The organism is Scytonema sp. UIC 10036, from assembly GCF_009725235.1.
This window is the reverse complement of record NZ_WJFC01000156.1, coordinates 1-26,046: the sequence shown is the minus strand read 5'-3', so window position 1 is coordinate 26,046 and position 26,046 is coordinate 1. Positions and strand designations below refer to the sequence as shown.

Below are 26,046 nucleotides of genomic sequence, written 5' to 3'. Positions count from 1 at the left end.
TCCCCTGAAGCAATTCCGAAAACCGGAGGTAGGGAGTGGAAATTGCCTACTCCCTATCGTCTATTCCGCACTTCCTCGTTAATTCGGAGTCCCAAAATCATCAAATCGCGCTCAATACCGTCTAACTCTGCAACATTTGGCAAATGTCCCCAAGATTGAAAGCCAAATGTTTCAAAGAGCTTTAAACTAGGCACGTTGTGAGCGAAGATAAAGCCCAATAAGGTTTTGATACCCAAACTAGGACTTTTGTTAATCGCTTGGGATAGCAGTTGCTGTCCCAAACCACGTCGCTGATATTCTGAAGCGATGTAAATACTGATTTCAGCAGTAGCATGATAAGCTGGTCGTCCGTAAAAGGACTGTAAACTCAACCAGCCAGTTACCTGACCATCTACTTCTATAACCCAAAGGGGATATTTTAAGGGTGAACGACCCTTAAACCAAGCAAGGCGGCTTTCCACAGACACTGGTTCTAAATCAGCAGTTGCCATACGACTGGGAATTGCAGCATTGTAAATTGCCACAATTGCAGGCAAATCAATTTCAGTGGCATTGCGGATCGTCATTATTTGCTGTCTAAAACAAAAATCTAAAAAGTAAAATATTAGCAAATTATATAACAATCTTAAATCATCCAGGAAAAATTTTAAGTAGGTAGGGCTAAAGCCCACCAAATACCCTAATGACGGCACTGCCCACCCCAATACTGCAAGGGATAAGAATTTTTGTAGGTTGGGTAAACCCGTGGAGCAACCCAAAGAATGCTTGTAAATGTTGGGTTTCGTTCCTCAACCCAACCTACATATTTTCGTATTTTTAACCAAAACCTACGCAGTCAAAATCAATGTAAAGAATATTTACATTTACAGCTAGAGGTAGAGGTTGACTGGATTACCAGTTTTTAAACTGAGCGTAAATAGCAAAATAAAGTTTATATCCAATTGATATTGGATTGGGAATTGTTATGCCTGAAAATAATATTCTTACAAATGAAAGTAGTGAATTTAAAAAAAATACTCTAGTTATAGAGGAAGATATTGGTGTTTTTCTCGTTAAACTAAAAAATGGAATTTGGCTCTTTGGTATTCCTTCTTGGGTTTTTGGTATTACCGATAGAAGTATTGCAGCTTTTGCTGATGGTTATCTATCAACTATAGAATTAATCCACCTCTTTACAGCTTCTTTCTTTTTCTTGACTTGGTTGTATCTTAAACCTGAAGAAAGCGTGGAATGTGACGCTCATGCAGGAAGTTTAAAGTTAAAAAGACGGCATATGATTAGTCAGGAATATATCTTACCTTTTCCCTATCTATGCCAGATCTATCACTTGTTAAATTTAAAACATTTAGAGACAATTCACAAATTTAGTCTCAATAATTTGAAGGTTGTCAAAATTAACCAAATCAAATCTACACCGAATGGAGGCAGAATTACCTTTGAAACATATTTGGATTCTCCTTTTAATGTCTTGAGAATTTGGAGACAGCCAATTGCCGAGGTGGATTTAATCTTGCATACTCCTTATACTGTTGAACTGAGCGTTCCAGTCTATAAGGAAAAAAGGATTGTTGTCATGTTTACAGCCTATCCTTTAACTGAGAACGAGCATTATTTCTTTATTGACATTTACAGCGATCTGGATTGGCCAAAACCATTTCTCCAACTTCTGCTTCACGTCGCTTCTTGTTTAACATTGGTTGAAGATTTGCCTTACTATCGAAAATTAGCTGAGAGAAATCTCAGCTATCTTATCGATCGCAACAGACTTTCAAAGCACGAAACAATGTGGCTCTTTAATAGGTTTGTTGAGTTACATGGTTCCAGTGAAAGGGTTCCCAGATTAACTTCAGCAGGGAGTGGGGAGTAGCGGGTAGAGATGCTTTCCCCACTCCCAAAATTATGCTCTTGCTAACAAAGGTGCGGCTGACAAAAGGGTTTTTGTGTAAGGATGTTGTGGCTTGGCAAAAATCTGTTTTGTCAGCCCAATTTCAACTATTTTGCCACTGTTCATTACGGCAATGCGATCGCACAAAAATCTCGCCAACCAAAGATCGTGAGTGATAAACAAGTAAGTTAACTCAAATTCCTCTTTCAGTTGTAGCATCAAATCAAGAACTTGTGATTGTACGCTAGCATCTAGCATACTCACTGGTTCATCACAAATCAGGAGTTTGGGACGAGTAATTAATGCACGTGCGATCGCAACTCGTTGCTGCTGTCCCCCAGATAAATCGGAAGGATATCGCTGATAATAAACTTCGGCTGGCTTTAACCCTACTTTTTCCAGCATCCACATCACTTCCTGTTTTGCCTTATCTAGACTCGCTAACTTATGAATCAGTAAAGGATCTGCAATGCTTTGCCCTACCGTCATTGCTGGATTTAAACAAGCATGAGGATCTTGAAACACCATCTGCATTTGTCGCCTAGAAGTGCGAATGTCCTGACGTGAAAGACTGGTTAACTCTTTTCCCAAAAACTCAACTTTACCCCCTGTCGGGCGAATCAGTTGGAGTATTGTCCGCGATAAGGTACTTTTTCCGCAACCAGATTCCCCAACCAATCCTAAAATTTCCCCAGGATATAGTTCCAGATCGATCCCATCCACTGCTTTGATTGTTTGACTTTCCCTTCTCAACAATCTTTCTACAAAATTGGGTTCTAAGGTGTAATGCTGTTGGAGTTCTGTTACACGTAATATTGGGGCTTGAGGATTGGCGATTGAGGAGCCAGCCACGTGCAGGGGTTCCCCCCGTTGAGCGGACTGGCGTGATTGGGAATCCTCTTGCCCTAACCCCCGATCCCTAAACTCTGACCCCTCATCTACCGATTGAATATGCAAAGCTGCTTTGAGAAGCGATTTTGTATACTCGTGCTGCGGTTGTTGAAAGACTGTTTTGGATGAACCCATTTCTACCATTTTGCCGTCATACATCACCCCTATGCGATCGCAATACTCTGCCACCAGTGCCAAATCGTGAGAAATCAACAGGAGTCCCATATTTTCTTCACCGCACAGCCGTGTCAGTTCTTGTAAAATCTGGGCAGAAACCGTTACATCCAAACTAGTGGTTGGTTCATCAGCTACAATTAACTTGGGTTTAAGGAGTAAAGCAAGAGCGATCGCTACCCTTTGCCGCATACCCCCACTAAATTCGTGAGGATACTGACTCCAACGACTGGCAGGAATTTTCACTTTTTCTAAAGTAGCAATAGCAATTTCCTTGGCTGCTCGGGTAGATAACTGGGGCGAGTGCGCCTTGAGAGTTTCCAAGCAATGATTTCCAATGGTCATCAACGGGTCTAAACGTGTCATTGGATCTTGGAAAATGAGCGCGACTGCTTCTCCCCGAAATTTTCGTAACTGTTCGGGCATCATATCAAACACAGACTGTCCTTGAAAAGTGACTTTTCCCTCAATTTGTGTCGATAGGGGGAGCAAGCGCATTGCTGCACGTCCTAGGGTAGATTTACCGCAGCCTGATTCTCCCACCAATCCCATTCTTTCACCAGGTTGTAGCGTGAAAGACACCCCATCGACTGCCCACTTAAGTTCTTCATTACTGCGGCGCGGATAGGCTACTCGCAAATTGTCAATACAAAATAAAGATTCATTCATAACTATTAGCTTTTATCTACCAAGTTTTAACATTAGGATACACGACTGCATTAACAACATCAGGGTTGTTTAATCAGTGACCAGTGACCGGTGACCAGTGACCGGTGACCAGTAACCGCTCGCTGAATTATTTTAATCTCTGTACGGAGAAAATTAAGCAACACATAGGTTGGGTCTGACAGAGTTATCTGTAAGTTTTATTTAGGTAATATTTTTTATTTGGAGAAAATAAAATAATTGCGATCCCCATTGAGAACATCTGAGGTTTACGTCAAATTTAGATTGATTTGGTTTGAGCGAAGCTTGTTTCTGGGAACTTTTTGGCTCCTAAACTCAAAATTTGAAGAACTCTTGACATGAAATCTTGTCAAATTTTAGGGACATTTGACCAAATTATAAATATGTCAAGCTTACGACAAATACAGGAGAAATATCAATCTAAAATACAATAGTAAATTCAAATTATTATTTTCATTATTTTTAATTATTTTCTTTGTTATATTGCTCTTCTGCTGGTAATATTTATTCCAATATGGCATTGCAGTATTCAATGAGAGTGGTTAGGCGATTGCCGATGGCATCTAGTCTACCTTTGGCAGTGGAAGTTTGCCGCGCTCCTTGGAGAAATGTGATATCTATTTCCAAGAGTCGTAGCTGCTTGCTCGTTTCAGTCGAATAAGACTGAACTCGCCCATTGAGACTGCTTGTGTCCTCATTCACTAAAGGTACAATCTGTTGCTGAAAAAATTTCTGCAGGCTTATTACACGTTGCCTAATTTCGGGTGCATCCAATGGAGTAGAAGCAATTTCGGAATGCAGTTGCTTCAACTGAGTAGCAAATGAGTGGTATTTCTCACGAATTAGAGACATACAGCAGTTCTTGAGATAGTATTTAAAGACAAGGTAATGTCAAAAAAAAATCTGCTAGACTAAACTTTTCTAAACTCTATCTCAAAATCTTGCGTCTCGAATAGTATTCGGGGCGGTATTTGCTATATTTCAACACTTACAACTATGATGCCCGACACTCGTACTGGATAATTTGCACTGACACCTGAAGGTAGCAACTAAAACGCAAATTTTCCTTGCGTCTGTCAGTTACTCTCTATGTTGACGGTATTACCGCCAACCATTTACCCTTTTGCACCTTATCACGAAATTACCATTGGCGCTATTCTATGAGCAGCACTGTATTAACTTCCAGAATTGATATTACCCTTCCGGAATGGCTACAGCAATGCCTAGATGGGTCATCTACACTAAGCGCCCAAGCTGAAGATGACCGAAGGCATAGCGAATCATCTCTAATTTTTCGGGCATTTGAATTTGCCTATCAGTTGCATCAAGGTCAGTACCGCAAGTCGGGAGAGCCATACATTTCTCATCCTGTCGCTGTTGCGGGTATACTACGAGATCTCGGTGGTAGTGCTACTATGATAGCAGCTGGGCTACTACATGATGTAGTAGAAGATACAAATGTCACAATTGAAGAAATTGAGCAGCACTTCGGTATTGAAGTTCGGCAATTGGTGGAAGGTGTAACAAAGCTTTCTAAAATTAACTTCAAAAGCAAGACTGAAAGTCAAGCAGAAAATTTTCGTCGAATGTTCTTGTCAATGGCGCAGGACATTAGGGTGATTGTGGTGAAGTTGGCAGATCGCTTGCACAATATGCGGACTTTAGAACATCTTCCCGAAGACAAGCGCAAAGCCATTGCTTTAGAAACACGAGAAATTTTTGCACCTCTGGCGAATCGGTTGGGGATTTGGCGGATTAAGTGGGAATTAGAGGATTATTCCTTTAAGTACTTAGAACCGGAATCATACCGTCAAATTCAAGAGTACGTAGCCGAAAAACGAAAAGCGAGAGAAGATAGATTGGCAAATGTCGCTGATACTTTGCGGAATCGATTGGTAGAAGCAGGAATTAAATGCCTTGATATTAGTGGGCGTGCAAAGCACCTCTACAGTATCTTTCAAAAGATGCAGCGCCAAAATAAAGAATTTCACGAAATTTACGATTTGGCGGCACTGCGAATTATAGTGAATACCAATGAAGAATGTTATCGTGCTTTGGCAATAGTACACGATTCTTTCCGCCCAATTCCAGGGAGATTCAAGGATTACATTGGATTACCCAAGCCAAACCGTTACCAGTCATTGCATACAGGTGTGATTAGTCCGTGGGCGCGTCCTTTAGAAGTGCAAATCCGGACGTTGGAAATGCACCGGATTGCTGAATATGGCATTGCAGCTCACTGGAAGTATAAAGAAACGGGCGGTTCTTTCTCAACTCATTTGACAGCATCAGATGAAAAGTTTACGTGGTTGCGACAGTTACTAGAATGGCAGAATGACCTAAAGGATGCTCAGGAATACCTTGAAAGTGTTAAAGACAATTTATTTGAAGATGATGTTTATGTCTTTACGCCCAAAGGAGATGTCATTTCTTTGAGTCCCGGTTCTAGTACGGTGGATTTTGCCTATCGCATTCACACAGAGGTAGGAAACCACTGTGCAGGTGCAAAAGTGAATGGAAAAATGGTTCCCCTCTCAACCCGGTTGCAAAATGGTGATATTGTAGAGATTGTGACCCAAAAGAACAGCCATCCCAGTTTGGATTGGTTGAACTTTGTCAGAACTTCAGCCGCAAAGAACAGAATCAAGCAATGGTACAAGCGATCGCGCCGCGAAGAAAATATTGCTCGCGGTCGGGAGTTGTTGGAAAAGGAACTGGGTAAATCCGGTGTGGAGAACTTGATTAAGTCGCAACCGATGCAGACAGTTGCAGAGCGATGTAATTATCATTCTTGTGAGGATTTGCTTGCTGCTTTGGGCTATGGTGAAGTCACTCTCAGCCTCGTGCTTAACCGTTGGCGAGAATTGGTAAAAGCACAACAACCCGCAATAGCAGTTTCAACAAGCGATCTTGCTAAGGAGTTATCTCAAGCAGCAAAAAACCTCAAAGAATCAACTTCAACAACCTCACGTTCCACTGACTCGCCAATCGTTGGAGTCGAAGGATTGGTACACCATCTAGCTGGTTGCTGTACCCCCATTCCGGGAGAACAAATTATTGGTGTTGTCACCCGTGGTCGGGGCATTTCCATCCATCGCCAGGGATGTCAAAATTTAGATAATGTGGAATGCGATCGCTTAGTTCCAGTCCATTGGAACCCAGCAGGCGAACCCTACGGTCGTCCTCAAACATATCCGGTGAATGTTCAGATTGAAGCATTAGATCGAGTAGGAGTTCTCAAGGATATTCTTTCACGCCTGAGCGACCAAGGAATTAACGTGCGTCACGCTCAAGTCAAAACTTCCAACGGTCAACCAGCACTGATTGACTTGGGGATCGAGATACGCGATCGTTGTCAACTAGAACAGATATTCACCCAAATTAAGAAACTGAGTGACATTCTCAACATTCGTAGAGTTGGGCAATATGACGAATAAGTTTTGCTAATAGCTAATAGCTAATAGCTAATAGCTAATAGCTAGTGGTCAACAATTAGCCATTAGCCATTAGCCATTAGCCATTAGCCATTAGCCATATATACCTATGGACATATTTTGCTTTTGAGTATAATTTTATATTTGTAAATTATATTAAAAATTATTGCTTTTACATTTGAAATGTAAAAGATTTTGATAAAAGCGTTAAAAAATGAGAATTAGGATAAAAACAACTGGTGTCGTACTGGGAATTCTGGCGCTTGTCGGCTTGATGTTGGGGTTGCTTCTCGCAAGAGCAGATTTTCTCCAAGACCAAAAAGTCACATCCAATCCAAAAGCCGCCGTTTCCAATCAATATTTGGATTTCCAACCTAAGGAAAGTACAAAAGCATTAGATACAAAGGCGACTATTGCTAGTGAAGATTTGGAATCTCAACCCAAGGAAACTGAAGTTACACCAACTCCACAGGCGACAGCATCTGAAGTAGATTCTCGACTCAAACAGTTAACAACAGCACCAACACCAAAGGCAAAGGCAAAGGCGGCGATCCCCAAGCAAGCTTCAGATCCCCGCCTGAAAGCTCAGAAAACTCAAAAGAGTAACCCGCCAAAGACTCTGAGTTATTCAGTAAAAACTACAGCAGCTTTTGAAGCTTACAAACCCAGATATGAGATTGCTTGGGCAAACCCGAGTAATTATGGCGATCGTTTTGCAACAGATGTTAATGGCACACCTGTTAACAATCAACCAATCATAGTGCTTCATGAAACGGCTGCTCCTGCATCCAGTGCCATTAACTTTTTTAAAAATTCCCACGAGGATGAGAATGTCCAAGCAAGCTACCATACCATGATTAAGCTTGATGGCACTGTGGTTTACTTGGTTCCACCAGATAAAAGAGCTTTTGGTGCAGGTAATTCAGTTTTTGAGGGTTCTCAAGGAGAGGAAACGGTGAAAACCAACCCAGATTTGCCTCCATCTGTAAATAACTTTGCCTATCACGTTGGTTTAGAAACGCCGCCAGATGGTGTCGGAACCAAAGAAACAACTCACACTGGTTACACTGAAGAGCAGTATCACTCTCTTGCTTGGTTGATTGCTCAAAGTAATGTCCCAGATGAGAGAATTACGACTCACAAGGCGGTAGATCGTTCTGGTCAAAGAATTGACCCAAGAAGTTTTGATTTTGATAAGTTTTGGAATTTATTGCATTCGTTTCGGGTGATTACTCCACTAAGTATCAGTCAAATTAGCAATTAAGCAACCAAAACCCATTTTCTTTCTCGTCTATCTCGTTCCCAGGCTCTGCCTGGGAATGCCTTACAGGAGGCTCCGCCTCCTAAATGACAAAGGTTAGGAGCAAACACTCCACAACCTGACATAGTTGATTTCTTAGAAATCCCTAATAACTTATATAGAAGTATTGAATCGTACTAGGCGCAGAAAAAAAGTGTAGAGCAAACAGAGGAGTGGCAGTGTAGTGTAGCTATGATAATAACTACCCCGAACTTTAAAACTATTTTTTCCTGAAATGCTAAGCAAGCTTTCTATTCACAACTACCGTTCGTTCAAAGACTTTCAAATTGATGGATTGGCACAAGTTAATCTTATTGTTGGCAGTAACAACAGTGGCAAAACCAGTTTACTAGAAGCTGTTTATCTATTAGCTAATCAAAATAATCCTCAATGTTTGTTAGAGTTATTAGATAATCGTGGTGAAATTGCCCTATTAAAAGGCTCTACACTTTCCATCAATGGAAAATTGACTCCTCGTAGTTACCAAATCAAACATATTTTTCCGAATCATCAGCTTAACTTTGAGCAAGGTATAGATATCCTATCTAGCAACGATCGTCCTCTATCATTGCATATTCAGTTATCACCAATAACATTACAAGCAGAACCATTGGAAGATATATCAGAAACTGATATACCAGAGTATGAACTGCATTTCATATATCAACAGCATCAACCAATACGAGTGCCAGTCTTAGAAGATGGTTTAGTAGAAACGCGATTTTTTAAATTAGCAAAATCGTCTCGATTTTCTTTAGTTCCAACAACACAGCATTGTCAGTTTTTAACAACTGATAATATAAGATTTAGTAAATTAGCTGAGATTTGGGATGGAATTACGCTGACGCCCAAAGAAGACGAGGTAGTGAGAGCATTGCAAATTATAGAACCAGATGTGGAGCGTATTAGTTTTACTAGCCGTCAAACCTCTAATAGTGGCATTATCATCAAACTCAGCAAACAGAACGAGCCCATTCCTTTAGGAAGTATGGGTGATGGAATGCGTCGTATTTTGACTCTTGCAATGTCTGCCGTAAATGTTGAAAATGGTTTTTTACTAGTTGATGAAATTGATACTGGTCTTTATTATGAAGTACAAGCTGATATGTGGCGGTTAATTTTAGAAATCGCAAAAAGGTTGAATATACAAGTTTTTGCCACAACTCATAGTTGGGATTGTGTTCGTGCCTTTCAAGAAGCATTGAATTATGTAGAAGATAGCGATGCAGGTAAATTATTCCGTTTAGATGCGAAGTATGGAAAAATTCGTGCTGTTGAGTATGTAGCTGAAGAATTAAACATTGCCGTACAGCAAAATATTGAGGTTCGCTAATGTCTAAGAAAAGCAAACCTCATCAGTTACTAGTCGAAGGGAAGAACGATCGCCATGTAATTTGGTCTTTATGCAATCAATATCAGCTACCAGAAGAATTTTCTGTAGAAGTGCCTGTAGCAGAGGGAACAGAAGGAATAGAGGTGCTTTTAGATGGATTGCCATTGAAGCTAAAAGAAAAGAATTTGAAAATCTTGGGAATTGTAGTGGATGCAGATCGAGATTTAGTAGCAAGATGGCAAGGATTGAGGGATAGATTAAGGGAAAGTGGTTATCAGGATGTTCCCAATGCATCGCCAAATCAGGGTTGGGTTTACTCTGCACCAGAGTTACCAAAGGTTGGAGTTTGGTTAATGCCTAACAATCAATTACCTGGAATGTTAGAAGATTTTGTTGCTTGTCTTATTCCTACTGACGACAAACTACTTCCAAAAGCTCAATCCGTTTTACAAGAAATTGAACAAAGTAACATCAATCGCTATACACTCATTCATCGTCCAAAAGCGTTAATTCATACTTGGTTGGCTTGGCAGGAAAAACCAGGTATGCCTATGGGACAAGCGATTACAGCAAAAGTATTGAATTCAAACTCTCAAGTAGCGATCGCATTTATCGAATGGTTAAAACTTCTTTTCAATTTACCATAAATAATCATTCCCTCTCTATCCAAAGTTAGTTACTCCCACAGGACGTTCAACAGCTAGATTTTTTCGATTTGGCGAATAACTTCTAACAGTTGAGAAGTGCTTCCATTTTGGAGCGTTTCCCTCAAACTACTTGTTTCTTCTAGTTCAGAATTTTTCCTAATTTGCTTAACAAAATATTCCCATTCATTATGACTCACATTTGGCAATCCTCCTGGTATAGGTGACTCTAACCATTGGAGAAACTTCCTTCTTAAGAATTGCTCTTGTTCTTGAGATAAGCCATTATAAAAAGAAATTGTACGCGGATCAAAGAGAGCTACAGTAGAGCTTGATGTACCAAAATCAATGGATAACCAACCTGGATGTATTAATTCAGGAGGTGGAGATGGATTAATGGAAAAAGCCGCCTCTGGCACTCACAGATCGCCTTTGGACTGTCGGCTCCAACGCATTATTAGACCGTGCTTTGGTGGTAAGTTTACAATTTCTCTTTCACTTTCTGCTTGCTTTTTCTGCCAATCTACAAACATCGCATCTAAGTCATAGTTAAAAGATTGAGCGTGTTCTTCTCGAATTTTGTGAATTTCATCTAAAATTTCATCTTGCCACATCATTTAATCTCCTAATAATTCGTAAGGGTGCCAATATCAGGTTTCTAGTCGCTCTTGCCGTAAGGTATCCTAAAATACTGGTCTCTAAGTAGACAGTTTCGCTCATACAGAACAGGTTGATAGCGGTTACATCTAACCCATACTATTGCTAGTTAAAATTGTCATTTACTCGCGTTTCTTGGGAACCAAGTTAATCAGTGTGCGTAAAGCATTGTTAACTGCTTCTGCATTAGGAAAATATTCTCTGACATCTGGGTCGAGCGCGACTATCCCATCTTCACGAGTATAGTGGTGGACAATGGTTGTGCCGTCTGTTTGCTGAATGGTAACACACTGCGATCGCCGAGAAACTTGGTAGTTTTTTCCACGTTCACCACCTGTAAGCTCTTGTTCTAGAGGCATATCATTATCTTTGGTACTGAATTCCTCAGGGTTAACGTTATTCATACACCTAACCTACTCTTACTTATACTTAATAATCCTACCGCCTTATACTTCTACTGCATCGAAAGATTTCAAGGTTGCAACATAACAGTGACCTGCAATACTCCAAGTATGCTTTTGGAAAATGTCTAAAAAGTTTTGAACGTTTATAACCTGTTTCACACCTAAATATTAAGTTTTATTTAAAATTGATTGATTCTTAAACTTTTGGGAATTTTAGTAAAAGAACCAAAAGTCTTCTTTTTTTGAAGAGGCTCAGCTTATGACTCAGCAAACAGGTTAGATTGTTCAAGTTACAGTTACATTTTTTGACTGTAGCTGCAATAACATTGTATTGACTGACTGCTGATATTTTTCATATTTTACCTATACAAAAAATAGGGAACTATAAGGTAATTACTATCTATGTTAACTTTAGCTGGCTATACAGTTTTTAGTCAAATTTACGAAAGCAATAATTCACTAGTTTATCGAGCCCAGAGAAACCAAGATCGTCAACCTGTCATTCTCAAATTTTTGAAACAAGACTATCCCACTCCATCAGCACTAGTGAGATATAAAACAAGAATATGAAATTACGAAAAATTTAGATTTGGATGGCGTAATTAAGATTTATGGCTTAGAAAAATATCAAAATAGTCTCGTCATCATCTTGGAAGATTTTGGTGTGATTCCTTAAAATCTATTCTTAAAACAAAAAAATTACAATAATTGAATTTTTATATTTAGCTATTAAGATTACTAAAATTTTAGGCAATATACACAAAAAAAATGTTATTCACAAAGATATTAATCCAGGAAACATTGTTATTAATTACAATACATCGCAAGTCAAAATTATAGATTTTGGCATTTCGACTATACTAACTCATGAAAATCCTACAATTAAAAACCCCAATGTTCTAGAAGGGACTCTCGCCTATATTTCTCCAGAACAAACAGGCAGAATGAACCGAGCAATGGACTATCGTACTGATTTTTACTCGCTTGGTGTAACTTTTTATGAAATTCTAACACAACAATTACCCTGTAACTACGACGATCCAATGGAATCAATCCATTGCCACATTGCTAAACAACCAGTTCCACCCCATGAGATTAATTCAACAATACCCAAACCTCTTTCAAAAATTGTGATGAAACTGTTAGCTAAAACAGTGGAAGAAAGATATCAAACGACTTGGGGAATTATTGCTGATTTAGAAATATGCCTAACACAATTGCAAAATCAAGGTTATATTTCAGATTTTTTAATTGCACAACAAGACCTTTCTAGTAAATTTCAAATTCCGCAAAAGCTTTATGGTCGGGAACAAGAAGTCTCTATATTATTAGCAGCTTTTGAGCGCGTTAGCACTGGAATAAAAGAGATGATTTTAGTCTCAGGATATTCTGGTATTGGGAAATCAGCATTAGTGCAAGAAATCTATAAACCAATTACTAAATCTAGAGGTTATTATATCTCTGGTAAGTTTGACCAATTTCAACGTAATATTCCTTATTCAGCCATAGTCAAAGCCTTTCGATCCTTGGTTAAACAACTATTAACTGAAAATCAGGAAAAACTCGATCTATGGCAAGCAAAACTTTCCGGTGCTCTTGGTGCTAATGGCCAGATAATTATTGATGTTATTCCTGAAGTTGAACTGATAATTGGTAAACAACCTCCAGTACAAGAGCTAGGAACTTCAGAAGCTCAAAATCGCTTTAATATAGTTTTTCAAAACTTTATCCGTTTATTCTGTTTGCCAGAGCATCCTCTAGTCATATTTTTAGATGATTTACAGTGGGCTGACTTAGCTACGCTAAAGTTAATAGAAGTCATGATGACCGATGAAGAAACGCGCTATCTGTTTTTAATTGGTGCATATCGGGATAACGAAGTTGACCCCAGACATCCACTATTGATGACCCTTGATTCACTACGTTCTAAAGCAGCTATTATTAACGATATAACTCTTACTCCTTTAGCAATTGAGAACGTTAACGAGCTAATTACTGAGACACTTCACAGTAATGCTCAAACCGTTCAACCTTTAGCTGAATTAGTGATGCGTAAAACATCAGGTAATCCTTTTTTTATCAATCAATTTCTTCAAACTTTATATCAAGAAAATCTATTAATTCTGCAACCTCCCACAGTGAGTACTCAAGCGTTATGGCACTGGAATTTTTCAAAGATTGAGGCAATGAGAATTACTGATAATGTTGTGGAGTTAATGATTGGGAAGCTGAAGAAACTACCTGATGTAACACAGCAAGTTTTACAGTTAGCAGCTTGTATAGGTAACACATTTGATTTACACTCACTCTCGATTATTAGTGAAAAATCTGTAGCTGCAACTTTTCAAGATGTTTTACCAGCAATTCAAGAAGGCTTAACTTTACCTATTTCTGACTTAGAAATTACTTCAGAAGAAGTAATCTCTGCTCGTCTTGTAATTTTTAATTTTAAATTTCTGCATGACCGCGTGCAACAAGCCGCTTATGCGCTCATTCTGGATAAGCATAAAAAGCAAGTTCATTTAAAAATTGGTCAACTACTACTTAAAAATAGTAACGCTGCTGAACTTGAAGAAAAGATTTTTGATATTATCAATCATCTGAATAACGGTATTGAGTTAGTTAATGATTTAAATCAAAAGTTAGAAATAGCCAAGTTAAACTTGATAGCATGTAAAAAAGCTAAAGATTCAATGGCTTATGCTGCTGCTAGAGAATATTTAATCGCAGCAATGGATCGCTTAAGTGTGGATATATGGACACAAGACTATAGTTTAGCTTTCAAAATTTATAAAGAACGCGCAGAGGTTGAATACCTAAACGGAAATTTTGAGAAATCTGAAGCTTTGATTAAACTCATATTATCTCAGGCAAAATTAGCTATTGAAAAAGCCGAAGTTTACAATATGCTGATTGTGCAGTATACTTTACTAACTAAATATGAAGAGGCAATTCAGGCTGGGCGAGCAGCATTGGCACTATTAGGAATAAACTTACCGCAAAATGTAGAAGATTTAGAAGCGATACTTCCTGCCGAAATAATGGAGGCTCAAGCATACTTAAAAGATAGAAAAATTTCTTCATTAATTAATGAAGATAAAATGAAGTCTCCAAAACACAAAGTGGCTTTAAAAGTATTAGGCAACATGGGTCCACTAACATTCTTTTCTCACCAGACTTTGTGGAAGATTACTGTTATTAAAGCAATTAATCTATCCTTTAAATATGGTTTTGTGTCTGGTGGTTCCTATTGCTACTCCTGTTATGGCATTATTTTGAGTTGTATATTAGAAGATTCGCAATCTGGATATGAATTTGGATTGCTATCTTTAAAACTTAGTGAACTCACCAATAATTTAGCTCAAAATTGCCAAGATAATGTGATATTTGCCAACTATTTAAATTGTTGGATGAATCATATCAAAACAACTGTTCATATTAACAACGAAGGTTATAACATTGGTTTGCAGTCCGGAAATTTACAATGGGCAGGATATAACCGGATGTTTCAAACCATTACCCTTTTCTTTCAAGGGCTAAATTTGGAAGTTCTTTTAGAAGAAATAGCTAACTTTATTTTATTCTGTGAAAAGACTCAAAACCAATGGGCTACTGATATTATTTTAGCTAATAAAATAGCTACATTGAGTTTAATGGGGGAAATAAATGAATTAAGAGATTCAGAGTATCTAGAAATATTTTATCAGCATAAGAGCATGGCAGCGATTTGCGAACACTATGTTCTTAAAGCTCAGGTTATTTATAGTTATGAGCAGTACGATGAAGCAAAGAAATGGTCGAGTTTAGCTGTAGAAAAAATTAATTATTTGATGGGTCATATTTCTAGTTGCCATCATTATTTTTATTATTCTTTAATTCTCACAGCGCTTTATCCCTTTGCTACTGAATCTGAAAAAGAAAACTATTGGAGAATATTGCTAGATAATCAAAATAAAATCAAAAAATGGGCAGAACAATGCTCAGACAACTTTGAACATAAGTATTTGTTAGTAGAAGCAGAGATTGCCCGCATTTCTAGTAGAGTTGCAGAAGCAATGGAGTTATATGATAAAGCAATTTTATCAGCTAGAGAGCGTGAATTTATTCACGATGAAGCCCTAGCTAATGAATTAGCAGCTAAATTCTGGTTAGCGAAAGGTAAGGAGGAGTTTGCTAAACCTTATTTACTCAAAGCTCACTATAAATATAGATTTTGGGGAGCTTCCGGTAAAGTCAAAAATTTAGAAGAAAAATATCCAAATTTGTTAGGTCGAGAATTAACAAATCCAGGCGCTAAAACTAAGATTATCCAAACAACAGCTGATTCTACTACTAGCATGGGAGTTACTCTAGATTTAGCTACAGTTATGAAAGCAGCACAAGCTATTTCTGGTGAAATAGTTTTGAGCAATTTACTGACTAGATTGATGAAGATCGTCATTGAAAATGCTGGTGCTGAAAAAGGTTATTTAATTTTAGAAAAACAAGGAAAATGGTTAATTGAAGCTCAAGGTGCAGTTAATAGTGATGATGTCACTGTACTGCAATCAATCCCGATCGTCTCAAAAACAACTTCTCAGGAAAAATCAAAACTTTCAGATGCTATTATCAACTATGTAATTCACACTCAAGAAAATGTTGTTTTAAATAATGCTACTCAAGAGGGACAGTTTATGTCTGACCCATATATTGTAGCTACTCAACCTAAATCTATCCTTTGTACGCCTTTACTATATCAAGGTAAAATAAATGCAATTCTTTATCTAGAAAATAATTTAATAGAAGGAGCTTTTACTACAGATAGGCTAGAGCTTTTAAGGTTATTATCTTCGCAAATTTCTATTGCTATCGAAAATGCTCAACTTTACAAGAACTTACAAGAATTTAATCAAAACTTAGAGCAATTAGTTGGCAAACGTACTCAAGAATTATCTGAGACATTACTTAATTTAAAAGCTACACAAAGTAAGCTAATAGAAGCTGAAAAGATGGCGTCGCTAGGGGGATTAGTTGCTGGTGTTGCTCATGAAATTAATACCCCAGTAGGCATAGGTGTTACTGTTGCTTCAGCTTTAGTAGAACATACTTCAGATTTTTGTTCCAAATATCAAAGTGGTGCCATGAAACGCTCTGATTTAGAAAAATTTTTTGAATTAACTACACAAAGTGGTAATACGCTTTTAATTAACTTAAATCGAGCAGCAGAGTTAATTCAAAGCTTTAAGCAAGTGGCAGTAGATCAGTCTAGTGAAGTACAACGTGTGTTTAATTTTCAAAATTACCTCAATGAGATTTTAATACAATTAAAACCTAAGTTGAAAACAAGTAAACATACAATTGAGATTTATGGAGAACAAGATATTGTTTTAGATTCTTATCCAGGCGCATTTTCACAAATTGTTACTAATTTGCTGATGAATTCTTTGATTCATGCTTATGAACAAGAAGACTGTGGAAAAATCGTTTTTAGTTTCCAGCAAGTTGATGAGCAACTGCAACTAGAATATTCTGATGATGGTAAAGGGATACCTCCTGAAAATTTAAGTAAAATTTTTGAGCCTTTTTTTACTACCAAACGTAGTCAAGGTGGCAGTGGTTTGGGATTGAGTCTGGTTTATAACTTAGTGACTCAAAAACTTAAAGGCGAAATTGATTACCAAAGTGAGTTGGGTAGAGGAACAAAGTTTATTATTAAGGTTCCCTTACGATTACCCACAATTTCATAACTTCAATCACTACCATTCTTTCTAAAAGAATAAAATTATGTTACAAAATAATTCAAATTTCATGACTAACGAGCAATCATTACAAACTATAGCTTCATTTGAAGCTAACAATTTACTCAATTTAGATGATGAGTTAGTGTTTGCTGCTGAAATAGATGAAGAATTACCAACTGAAAGCTGGAAAATTTTAATTGTAGATGATGAATCAGAAGTTCATACTGCTACTAAAATTGCACTGACAAACTTCGTTTTTGAGAAAAAATTTTTAACTTTTATAAATGCTTACTCAGCTAGTCAAGCTCAACAGCTTATTCAAGAACATTCTGACATTGCCATAATTCTTTTAGATGTAATTATGGAGACGGATAATTCTGGACTAGAGTTTGTCAAATATGTTCGGGAAACTTTGGGTAATAGTTTGGTGCGAATTATTTTGCGTACTGGACAACCAGGTCATGTACCAGAAAAGGAAATTATTTTAACTTACGATATTAATGATTATAAAACTAAAACTGAGTTAACGACACAAAAGTTATATACAACAATATTAACTGCTTTAAGAAGTTATTCCTTAAGCCATAAATTACAGCTAGAAATTGAGCGATGTCAAAAAATAGAAACAGCACTTCGTAACAGTGAGCGAAGAGAAAGGGAAAAAGCTATTGCTTTAGAAACTTCTTTAAAGGAGCTACAAAATACTCAATTGCAGTTAGTACAAAGCGAAAAAATGTCTATTTTAGGTCAAATTGTTGCAGGGATAGTACATGAAATTAATAACCCTGTCAATTTTATTTATAGCAATCTTATATATATGCGTGAATATATTCAACAATTAATTAAACTACAAGAAATTTACGAGCTTCACTATCCCAATTCTGTATCAGAAATTGCCAACAAGATTGAAGATCTAGACTTACCATTTTTAATTTCTGACCTACCAAAACTACTTTCTTCCATGCAATTAGGTGCCCAACGTATTCGCCAGATTGTGCTATCGTTACGGAAATTCTCTCGTTTATATGAAAGTGAAAAAAAGCCAGTTGACATTCATGAGGGTATTGATAGTACGCTCTTGATATTACAACATCGCTTAAAAGCGAACTCTGAACGTCTAGGTATTGAAGTGATTAAAGAATATGGTGTGTTACCTTTAGTAACCTGTTATGCTAGTCAAATCAATCAAGTTTTTATGAATCTTTTAACGAATGCCATTGATGCTATAGAAGAACGTATTGGTTCTCAAGGTTGTGTAGATTATCATCCACAAATTCGTATTCATACCCAGACAATAAAAGACGGCTCTTCTTCAAACGACTCCTCAACTTCACGCATCAGGATATCAATTGCTGATAACGGTTCTGGTATGACAGAGAATGTTCGCTCTAAAATTTTTGACTCTTTCTTTACTACTAAACCCATGGGTAAAGGTACTGGCATGGGATTATCGATTAGCCGACAAATTGTGGCTGAAAAGCACTGCGGTCAATTATATTGTATTTCTTCGCCCTTCCAAGGAACAGAGTTTACTATAGAAATTCCTATCATTTGAAGTTGTCATCAGCAAATATCTGAAGCAAGTAAGCCCTAAAAATTCCCTAACTCTTAAGACACAAGGCAGATGGCAGAGGGCAGAAAGAAGGGAAGAGGATTGTGTTTCTTAGGAGTTAAGATAACGAAGTATGTTGATAAGATTTTCTTCTGCATAACTAGGTTCAAAACTTTGACTTTCTCTACAATTTTCTAAGATATCTTTGAGTCGAATTTCTAAATTAGCTTTACTTCCTAACTGTTTAACTAATTTCTTTGCAAGTGGTGCTAATATCAATCGTATCCGATCTTCTTTGATACAGTCCTTCGCCTGTGCTTTGACCAGAAAATGACTGTGCAAAAGGGACAGTTGTTCGATTATTATTTCTTCCGATATACATTCAATAAATTTCTGAGTGACTAACTCCATTAAATCTGGTTTCTGAGTGAAAAATATACCTTGTTTTTCTATAAGCGATCGCTGTCCTAAAGCTCTTAAAGTTTCTGGTAATTTTTGCTTGGCAATTGGTAATATAATATTTTTCTGTAGTTCAGATAATGCAACTGGTTCTCGCTCAATTGCCAACCAGTACATAATTTCCTTTTCTGCTTTAGACAGTCGATTAAACTGATGTTCTAAGGAATCGCGCAGGTCGTCAAAAACTAACAATCCTTTATTTAAAAATTCAATGTACTTAGAAATATCTCCATCAAGTATTTCTTGAATCGCCGCAGCCACTATTTTCAACGCTAAGGGATTACCAGCATAATGTTTGATAACATTATCCCAATCTTCTTCTGAACCAGAGAAGTCACCTTTGAGTTGAACAACTTTCCGTGCCTCTGCTGCTTGTAATCCTGTTAATTGCCAGGAACGAACTGGAAAACCATCTCCTTCTAAAGAACTAAACTCTTTTGGTTTCTCCCTACTCGTTATCAACATACAACTTTTATGCCGCAGTTCCCCGACTCGTTTAAAAAGTTCACCATAGCCCTCATATCCGGGTAAATAGTTGCCAACACGTATGGTGTCAGTCTCTTCAAGTGAATCTCCTCCCTGTAAAATTGTTTCTACATTATCAAGAACGAGCAAACAGCGTGAAGAACGCAAGTACTCTAACAAGCGTAAAATTCTACCATTAATATCTTTTGCTAAAGTCGCTTCAGTTTCTTGAGATTGAGAAAGAAACTGAATGAAATCGACGAGAATTTCTTCAACAAGAGGGGCATTGCGTAAAGAACGCCAGATAATATAATCAAAGTGTTCCTGAAGCTTTTCTGCTAACTTCACGGATAGCGTAGTCTTGCCAAGTCCTCCCATACCCAATAATGCGACGAGTCGGCATTCTTCATCAACAATCCATTTTTGGAACTCTGTGAGTTCCTCATTACGTCCGTAGAAAACGACAACATCAACTGCTTCTCCCCAATCGATGCGAGGGTGTGCGATCGCAACAGAGCTAACTGCTAAGTCAGAGTTAGTGCTTTCCCTATCTAAAGTCTCTTTGTAATTTTGATGAGAAATTACTTCAGAAGTTAGTTTAGAAGAAACAACCACATCCTCTAATTGAGTTTGAGGAGTCTGTAAAGACGTTTGGATGGAAAGACTGCGCGTGTATCTTCCTAAAACAGCACGAACATTACTTTTTGTCACTTCCTGGTTCAAGATTTCAGAAAGTAATTTCCATAATTTGGAACCGACATCTTTTAAATAGTTTGCATCATAGCCACAATTACGTGCCATCTCTCGATAGCCCATTCCTTCCCAGGCATGACGAAACACGATTTCTTGAATGGAGTTCAAGCTTTTTGGCTTTAGTAAATTGTCTAAAAGTATAAGGGCTTCCTCAGTATTCATAGTTTATGATAGGATAATGCTGTCAATTTTGGAGAGTTCGTAGTTGCGCTAAGCGCAAAGACAGCGCAACTACGAATCAAACAAGAATTTTTCCATTTCTTGCCGACTTACTTTAAGCTTTCTTTAATTACTCAACATAATACCTCAGATCTTTTTCCAAAAAATCTGATATTTATTGGTAAAATTATGACAAAATATAACTTTTTATGACTTTTTATGACCTTTATGTTTTTAACTTGTAAAGCTCCTAATTTTTGTACAAAACTCATCGCTTATTCTGACCATTTTTGACTGACATACTTAGAAAAAATCTTTATATTGAATAAATAAGCAGTTTTAATAAACTTGTTTTTAGCTATTGAATAGGGTAGCTTACAAATCGAGGTTGTAACGTTAAATTTACCCCCCTTAATCCCCCCTTGGAAAGGGGGAAATTAGATTTCTGGTTCCCTCCCCAATGCCTTGAGGCAGAATATCAAATTCAAGATATTCTCTATGTAGTAGTGGAAAAATATCATGGTAACAAAGGAAGAACAATTTATCGATTTGTGTTGTTGATGGGCTGTGGAGAACGTGTTCCCTTCACATTACATTTCAGTCAAAATCTGAAGAAACAACAGCAAACAGCTGAGCTTATTTCCTCATTCCTGAGCTTAAAACCAACACAGAATTTAGAAATTTTTTATCACCCTAATACCAAGTATAAAAGCTGCTGAACTACTGAGAAAATGAAAGAGATTTTCACCTCTTCCCAGTTGCATACCAAAGGGGTGATGGATAAATGTGCCTGTAAATCCGAGAATAAGAAAGAAAACACCATATGATAAAGCTAGAAGGACAAGCCGAGATTTGCTAATTCTTCTAGCAAGTAAGAGTGATATTACCAGTCCCCAACATATGTGAATGAAAGAGTGCAAAGGGTCTGTAATGATAAGCTTATGAATTAAGGAGGGTAGATGAAAGTTAGCGATTGTCACAACCATTGACATCATACCCTGTACAAACAAACTACTACCTATTAACCAAAGATATAGGCGCAACACCTTAATATTTTTGTCATTTGTCATTTGTCACTGTTTACCGATCGCTGTTTTTTGAGATTGCCAAATCATTGCACCACCAGAAACTAGCAGCAACACAAAAATGCTAATCCAAAACCAAGTACTGGGAATTAACCAGTTAATTTTATGAAGTTTTGCATCTGCTTTCAAAACTCCTAAAATTTGTGTAAATCCCAAAGCAAATTCTGTTAATCCTAATGTAAAAAGCTCTGTATACAAACAGACATGGGAGAGCAAAAATGCACCAATAGCAAGAGTAAAAAACACAGCACTGTATAACTGACTGTGAAAGCTATCGACTTTCCAAGGCCAAAAAGCAGTAAAAGTATTTGGGGCAAATAGTAAACCCAAACCGTAAAAAGTCAGTAAAAATGTCTGTACTCGCAGGTAAAAGCGCCATGGTGAAGATACAAAAGTAGATTCCATAGGTCGCAAACGCCGATACAGCCAAATATGACAGGCTGTAGTGACAGGAATGATTATGTAAAGGAAAAACCAACCCCAGGTTATCCGTCTGCTAAAGTTAAAACGATCTAGATAAAATAGTGAAACTACTAGCAGAATCATGGTAAAAGTTAACTGCATGGGGATGATAAGCCTCGCTATTTTCCACTGGCGCACCACTAATAGCATGGCTGTTGGTACTATTGCTGCTAAATAAACTGCACCTAAAAAGTGTGAGTTAAAAGGGGTAATTTTCCATACCCACCGAGAATTGCTAACCTCCGGAAAAAAGAACAAAAGAATACTTGCTGCTACCAGTACAATAACTTCTATCCAGGTAAAAACCTGAAGTATTAAGGTGATAGGGGGATTTTTTGTTTTGGAGGGTTTAGTATTTTGCTTTAACATTTACAGTTACCCAGTAGTTTAATATATATTCAACAACACATAATATCTACCCACTCGCTAACCGCTTTTCCTTATATTAAATTTATAATGAATTTTTCTCTTTTTCCTCCATCCCGAATTCTACTGCACCCAAAGATTTTAATGTATCAATATTTGCTTGAGTTAAACCCTTAAGTTCAGTGATGTTCATTCCTTCATAGGGTTTTTCAGCTACAAGAGTTTTGATATTTTCATCCGTGTCCGTATCCCACAGCTTTATCGTTTCATCCTGACTGCCACTGGCTAAAATTTTACCATTAGGGCTAAATGCAACTGACCAAATCCAAGCGTCATGCCCTTGTAAAACTTTAATACATTTGCCCTCAGAAATATCCCAAATACGGATTTTGCGATCGTCACTACCACTTGCTAGTAAGGGCGGAACGTCTTGCCTTTCTACTTCTGGCATAAAAGCAAGTTGTAAAATCAATTTGGTATCTGCCTGTAAAACTTTTACACAAGTTCCTTCTGAAATATCCCACAACCTAATAGTTCCATCAGCCCCAGAACTAGCTAATATTTTACCGTCAGGACTAAAGACAACACTAAATACCCAGCTTTTATGCCCTTCTAAAGTTTTTATACATTCACCAGTGTTAATATCCCAGATTTTAATCGTGCGATCGCCACTACCACTTGCCAGTATTCCATCTTTATATAAAGCACTGACGGGAGTGGGACAAAAAGCAACAGACCAAACTAAACTCGTGTGCTCGTTGATTGTTTTCTTGCACTTACCGCTATCTACATCCCAGATTTTAATCGTGCAATCTCCACCACCACTTGCTAAAGTTTTACCATCCGAACTAAAAGCGACCGACCAAACACGGCTGGTATGCCCTGATAAAACATGAGTGCATCGGCACCCGTCCACATTCCACAAACGGATTGTACGGTCTTCACTGCCACTTGCTAAAATTTTTCCATTAGGATTGAACGCTACAGACCAAACCTGATGGGTATGTCCTTTAAGAACCGCTTGACATTTGCCATCAATAACATTCCACAGCCTAAGGATTCGATCTTCATTTGCACTAGCCAGGAATTTGCCATCAGGACTAAAGGCAATCCATCCTATCCAATTGGTATATCCGCGTATAGTTCTCAAGCAACTGCCGTTAGCAGCATTCCACAGTCTTACAGTTTGGTCTTTGCTACCACTCACCAAAACGCTACCAACCCCATTTTGAAAAATAGGATTAAAAGCCACAGACCAAACACGGTTGGTATGTCTGTCTAAAACCCGAATGCAATTCCCCTCAGAAATATCCCACAACCGAACTGTCCTGTCTTCACTTCCACTTGCCAGTAAACTGCCATCAGGGCTAAAAGCAACTGACCAAACTAAAGCCGTGTGTCCTTGTAAAGTTTTTATACAGCGTGACTCTTTTATATCCCACAAACGAACTGTCCTGTCTTCACTTCCACTTGCCAGTAAACTGCCATCAGGGCTAAAGGCGACCGAACTGACGCCACCAGTGTGTTCCTCCAGAATTTTCAGACACTGACCCTCGGCGACATTCCAAATACGGATTGTGCCATCTCCACTACCGCTAGCAAGTAAACTTCCTTGAGGATGGAAAGCAACTGAACTCACTCCTCCAGTGTGTTCGTGCAAAGTTTTCAGACATTTTCCTGTGACAACATCCCAGAGTTTAATAGTACAATCGTTACCACCACTAGCAACAATTCCTCCTAGGGTCAAATCTGATGGAGTTGGACTAAAAGCTACTGACCAAACCCTGCTTGCGTGTCCTTGCAGCACTTTGATGCATTCACCCGTGCCGATATCCCAAATCCGAACAGTTTGGTCTTCGCTTCCACTCGCTATCATTCCCTCTGGTTTGCTAGAGGACACGGGACTAAATGCTACAGAATGCACCCAGTTTGTATGCCCTTGTAAAGATGCTATGTATCTAATTTGAACATCTTTAATTTCCCACAAGCGCACTTCACAATTCACATCCCCTGTCGCTAGCAGTTCACCATCCGAACTAAAAGCAACTGATGTGACACTACTTAACGTTTCAGCAAAAACTGATTTTGTCAAGTCTGAACCAGCAAAATTAACTTTTTGCAAACCAGTATCTTGTAGATAAGCTTGCCATACAGTTAAATGAGAAAAATCATAGCCAGTTAGATCGATTTTTAATTGAGACAAAATATTGAGAATATTCCCTGCTAAATATCCAATTTCTGGAGGTGTCTTTTGTCTCTCTTTTTCCAGAATTTGCTTTATTCTATTTTCCAATTGAATTTGATGACCAGCAGACAAAAGTTTATCAATAAGCGGTTTAATCGTAAGACGAACCTGAGCTTCTCTGATATAATCTTTTGCTTGAGCATTTAACAGCGAATGACTCTGAAAAATTTTGATTTCTCCACTCACTATTCCTTGATAAGAATCCTCAATCAACCGTTCTGTAATATAGTCCATAACTACAGGCTGTTGAGTAAAACCATTTGCTGTTTTTTCAATAAGCGATCGCTGGTTCAAACCTCTCAAAGTTTCCGGTAATTTTTGCTTGGCTTCTGAGGAAATAATTTGTTCTCTTAACTCTAAAATAGACACTGGTTCTCGCTCAATTGCCAACCAGTACATTACCTCTTTTTCCAAATCTGACAATCGGCAAAAATCGAGTTTTAATAAATCTCGTATGTCATCAAAAATCAAAGTTCCTTGATTTAAAATATCTATATAACTGGAAATACTACCATCAAATAAATCTTGAATTCCTCCCGCAACAATTTTCAGCGCTAGAGGATTACCTGCATAATGAGAAATCAGCAATTGCCATTCATTATCAGAACCCCAAAATTGACCTTTGACTCTTAATATTTCTCTAACATCTGTTTCCTTTAAACCAGTAATTGGTAACGAGCGCACAGGAAGCGTTCCACCTTCTAGCACAACAAATTCTTTGGGTTTTTCACGACTTGTTAATAACAAGCAACTTTGATGGCGTGCTTCTCCTACTCGTCGGAACAAATCACCATAACCCTCATATCCTTCTAAATACTGTCCTGCACGATTGCCTCCACCCATAATTGTTTCAGCATTATCTAAAACGAGCAAGCAACGCGAGGAACGTAAATAATCTATTAATCGAGAAATTCTGCCATTTGTATCTTGTGGTAAAGTTGCTTCTGTTGCTTGTTGATTAGATAAAAATTGCAGTAAGCTGAGCAATATGTCTTCCACAGGAGGGGCATTCCGGAGGGAGCGCCAAAAAACATACTCAAACTCATTTTGAACTTGTTCCGCAAATTTGATAGACAGCGATGTTTTTCCGATACCTCCCATCCCTAACAACGCAACTAACCGACAGTTTTCTTCTACTATCCATTGCTGAAGCGTATTCATTTCCTGCATGCGCCCTAGAAAAATGGGGACATCCACCGCATCACCCCAATCTCGTTTGGGGATTGGGGATTGGGAGTGAGGGGGTAAGGGAGTAGAATTTTCATCACCATCTCCTCCTTGTCCCCCTTGTCCCCCTTGTCCCCCTTGTCTATTTATTGCCTGTTCCGCCTTACTTTCTGCTGCTGCAAGATTTCTGAAAACTGTTCGGAA

At 38.0% G+C, this 26,046-nt stretch carries 16 protein-coding genes; 7 read left to right on the top strand and 9 right to left on the bottom strand.

All coding sequences use genetic code 11. The features are described from left to right. Positions 1-53 precede the first annotated feature (53 nt). Positions 54-566, bottom strand: coding sequence for a GNAT family N-acetyltransferase (locus F7734_RS44340; RefSeq protein ID WP_155750735.1), 513 nt, complete (start codon positions 564-566; stop codon positions 54-56). Positions 567-964: 398 nt separating this feature from the next. Here F7734_RS44340 and F7734_RS44335 point away from each other — a divergent pair, with 398 nt between their 5' ends. Beyond that, entirely contained in the window at positions 965-1,867 is a 903-nt protein-coding gene (locus F7734_RS44335) for a hypothetical protein (protein ID WP_155750734.1), read from the top strand. 30 nt (positions 1,868-1,897) lie between these two features. Here the strand turns inward: F7734_RS44335 and F7734_RS44330 are convergent, their stop codons facing one another. Then, positions 1,898-3,619: an ABC transporter ATP-binding protein gene (locus F7734_RS44330; RefSeq protein WP_155750733.1), complete on the bottom strand. Its 1,722-nt coding sequence runs from the start codon at positions 3,617-3,619 to the stop codon at positions 1,898-1,900. A 522-nt stretch (positions 3,620-4,141) separates the two neighbouring features. After that, positions 4,142-4,489 (bottom strand): heterocyst frequency control protein PatD, encoded by a 348-nt coding sequence (gene patD, locus F7734_RS44325; RefSeq protein ID WP_155750732.1) that lies wholly within the window; start codon positions 4,487-4,489, stop codon positions 4,142-4,144. A 308-nt stretch (positions 4,490-4,797) separates the two neighbouring features. Here patD and F7734_RS44320 point away from each other — a divergent pair, with 308 nt between their 5' ends. From F7734_RS44320 to F7734_RS44305, 4 genes are all read left to right on the top strand, one after another. Beyond that, positions 4,798-7,074: a bifunctional (p)ppGpp synthetase/guanosine-3',5'-bis(diphosphate) 3'-pyrophosphohydrolase gene (locus F7734_RS44320; protein WP_155750731.1), complete on the top strand. Its 2,277-nt coding sequence runs from the start codon at positions 4,798-4,800 to the stop codon at positions 7,072-7,074. Positions 7,075-7,285: 211 nt separating this feature from the next. Then, positions 7,286-8,335 carry a peptidoglycan recognition family protein gene (locus F7734_RS44315; protein WP_207714350.1) on the top strand — a complete coding sequence of 350 codons (1,050 nt, stop codon included), beginning with the start codon at positions 7,286-7,288 and terminating at the stop codon, positions 8,333-8,335. 271 nt (positions 8,336-8,606) lie between these two features. Then, a complete protein-coding gene (locus tag F7734_RS44310; RefSeq protein WP_155750730.1) occupies positions 8,607-9,704 on the top strand; it encodes an ATP-binding protein in 1,098 nt (365 codons plus the stop codon). Continuing rightward, positions 9,704-10,351, top strand: a complete 648-nt coding sequence (locus tag F7734_RS44305) for a DUF3226 domain-containing protein (protein ID WP_155750729.1) — start codon at positions 9,704-9,706, stop codon at positions 10,349-10,351. The genes F7734_RS44310 and F7734_RS44305 overlap by 1 nt, the downstream gene beginning before the upstream one ends. A gap of 53 nt (positions 10,352-10,404) precedes the next feature. Here F7734_RS44305 and F7734_RS44300 read toward each other — a convergent pair whose 3' ends face one another. The 3 genes from F7734_RS44300 to F7734_RS44285 all read right to left on the bottom strand — a co-directional run bounded on the left by F7734_RS44300 (position 10,405) and on the right by F7734_RS44285 (position 11,409). Then, the gene (locus F7734_RS44300; RefSeq protein ID WP_155750728.1) at positions 10,405-10,767 is read right to left on the bottom strand and encodes a hypothetical protein; all 363 of its coding nucleotides are present in this window, start codon (positions 10,765-10,767) and stop codon (positions 10,405-10,407) included. Further along, positions 10,768-10,965, bottom strand: a complete 198-nt coding sequence (locus tag F7734_RS44295) for a hypothetical protein (RefSeq protein ID WP_243147410.1) — start codon at positions 10,963-10,965, stop codon at positions 10,768-10,770. A 162-nt stretch (positions 10,966-11,127) separates the two neighbouring features. Then, the gene (locus F7734_RS44285) at positions 11,128-11,409 is read right to left on the bottom strand and encodes a hypothetical protein (RefSeq protein ID WP_155750727.1); all 282 of its coding nucleotides are present in this window, start codon (positions 11,407-11,409) and stop codon (positions 11,128-11,130) included. A gap of 698 nt (positions 11,410-12,107) precedes the next feature. On the opposite strand from F7734_RS44285, the gene F7734_RS44280 reads away from it, so the two are divergent. Together F7734_RS44280 and F7734_RS44275 are read left to right on the top strand one after the other, a co-directional pair. After that, positions 12,108-17,135 carry an ATP-binding sensor histidine kinase gene (locus F7734_RS44280; protein ID WP_347566390.1) on the top strand — a complete coding sequence of 1,676 codons (5,028 nt, stop codon included), beginning with the start codon at positions 12,108-12,110 and terminating at the stop codon, positions 17,133-17,135. A gap of 37 nt (positions 17,136-17,172) precedes the next feature. Further along, entirely contained in the window at positions 17,173-18,684 is a 1,512-nt protein-coding gene (locus tag F7734_RS44275; protein ID WP_155750726.1) for an ATP-binding protein, read from the top strand. Positions 18,685-18,792: 108 nt separating this feature from the next. On the opposite strand, the gene F7734_RS44270 is transcribed toward F7734_RS44275, so the two are convergent. The 3 genes from F7734_RS44270 to F7734_RS44260 form a co-directional block, all read right to left on the bottom strand. Next, positions 18,793-20,520, bottom strand: coding sequence for an NB-ARC domain-containing protein (locus F7734_RS44270; protein WP_155750725.1), 1,728 nt, complete (start codon positions 20,518-20,520; stop codon positions 18,793-18,795). Positions 20,521-21,590: 1,070 nt separating this feature from the next. Further along, on the bottom strand, positions 21,591-22,433 hold the full coding sequence (locus F7734_RS44265; RefSeq protein ID WP_155750724.1) for a hypothetical protein: 843 nt from the start codon (positions 22,431-22,433) through the stop codon (positions 21,591-21,593). A gap of 82 nt (positions 22,434-22,515) precedes the next feature. After that, positions 22,516-26,046: NB-ARC domain-containing protein (locus F7734_RS44260; RefSeq protein WP_243147409.1), on the bottom strand; the 3,531-nt coding region annotated here is incomplete at its 5' end.

Excerpts from the sequence above, each read along its gene's own strand:
- F7734_RS44310 (WP_155750730.1), top strand. The coding sequence starts at position 8,607 with ATGCTAAGCAAGCTTTCTATTCACAACTACCGTTCGTTCAAAGACTTT.
- F7734_RS44295 (WP_243147410.1), bottom strand. The coding sequence starts at position 10,965 with ATGATGTGGCAAGATGAAATTTTAGATGAAATTCACAAAATTCGAGAA.
- F7734_RS44320 (WP_155750731.1), top strand. The coding sequence starts at position 4,798 with ATGAGCAGCACTGTATTAACTTCCAGAATTGATATTACCCTTCCGGAA.
- F7734_RS44275 (WP_155750726.1), top strand. The coding sequence starts at position 17,173 with ATGTTACAAAATAATTCAAATTTCATGACTAACGAGCAATCATTACAA.
- F7734_RS44335 (WP_155750734.1), top strand. The coding sequence starts at position 965 with ATGCCTGAAAATAATATTCTTACAAATGAAAGTAGTGAATTTAAAAAA.
- F7734_RS44265 (WP_155750724.1), bottom strand. The coding sequence starts at position 22,433 with ATGTTAAAGCAAAATACTAAACCCTCCAAAACAAAAAATCCCCCTATC.
- F7734_RS44270 (WP_155750725.1), bottom strand. The coding sequence starts at position 20,520 with ATGAATACTGAGGAAGCCCTTATACTTTTAGACAATTTACTAAAGCCA.
- patD (WP_155750732.1), bottom strand. The coding sequence starts at position 4,489 with ATGTCTCTAATTCGTGAGAAATACCACTCATTTGCTACTCAGTTGAAG.
- F7734_RS44340 (WP_155750735.1), bottom strand. The coding sequence starts at position 566 with ATGACGATCCGCAATGCCACTGAAATTGATTTGCCTGCAATTGTGGCA.
- F7734_RS44315 (WP_207714350.1), top strand. The coding sequence starts at position 7,286 with ATGAGAATTAGGATAAAAACAACTGGTGTCGTACTGGGAATTCTGGCG.
- F7734_RS44305 (WP_155750729.1), top strand. The coding sequence starts at position 9,704 with ATGTCTAAGAAAAGCAAACCTCATCAGTTACTAGTCGAAGGGAAGAAC.
- F7734_RS44285 (WP_155750727.1), bottom strand. The coding sequence starts at position 11,409 with ATGAATAACGTTAACCCTGAGGAATTCAGTACCAAAGATAATGATATG.
- F7734_RS44330 (WP_155750733.1), bottom strand. The coding sequence starts at position 3,619 with ATGAATGAATCTTTATTTTGTATTGACAATTTGCGAGTAGCCTATCCG.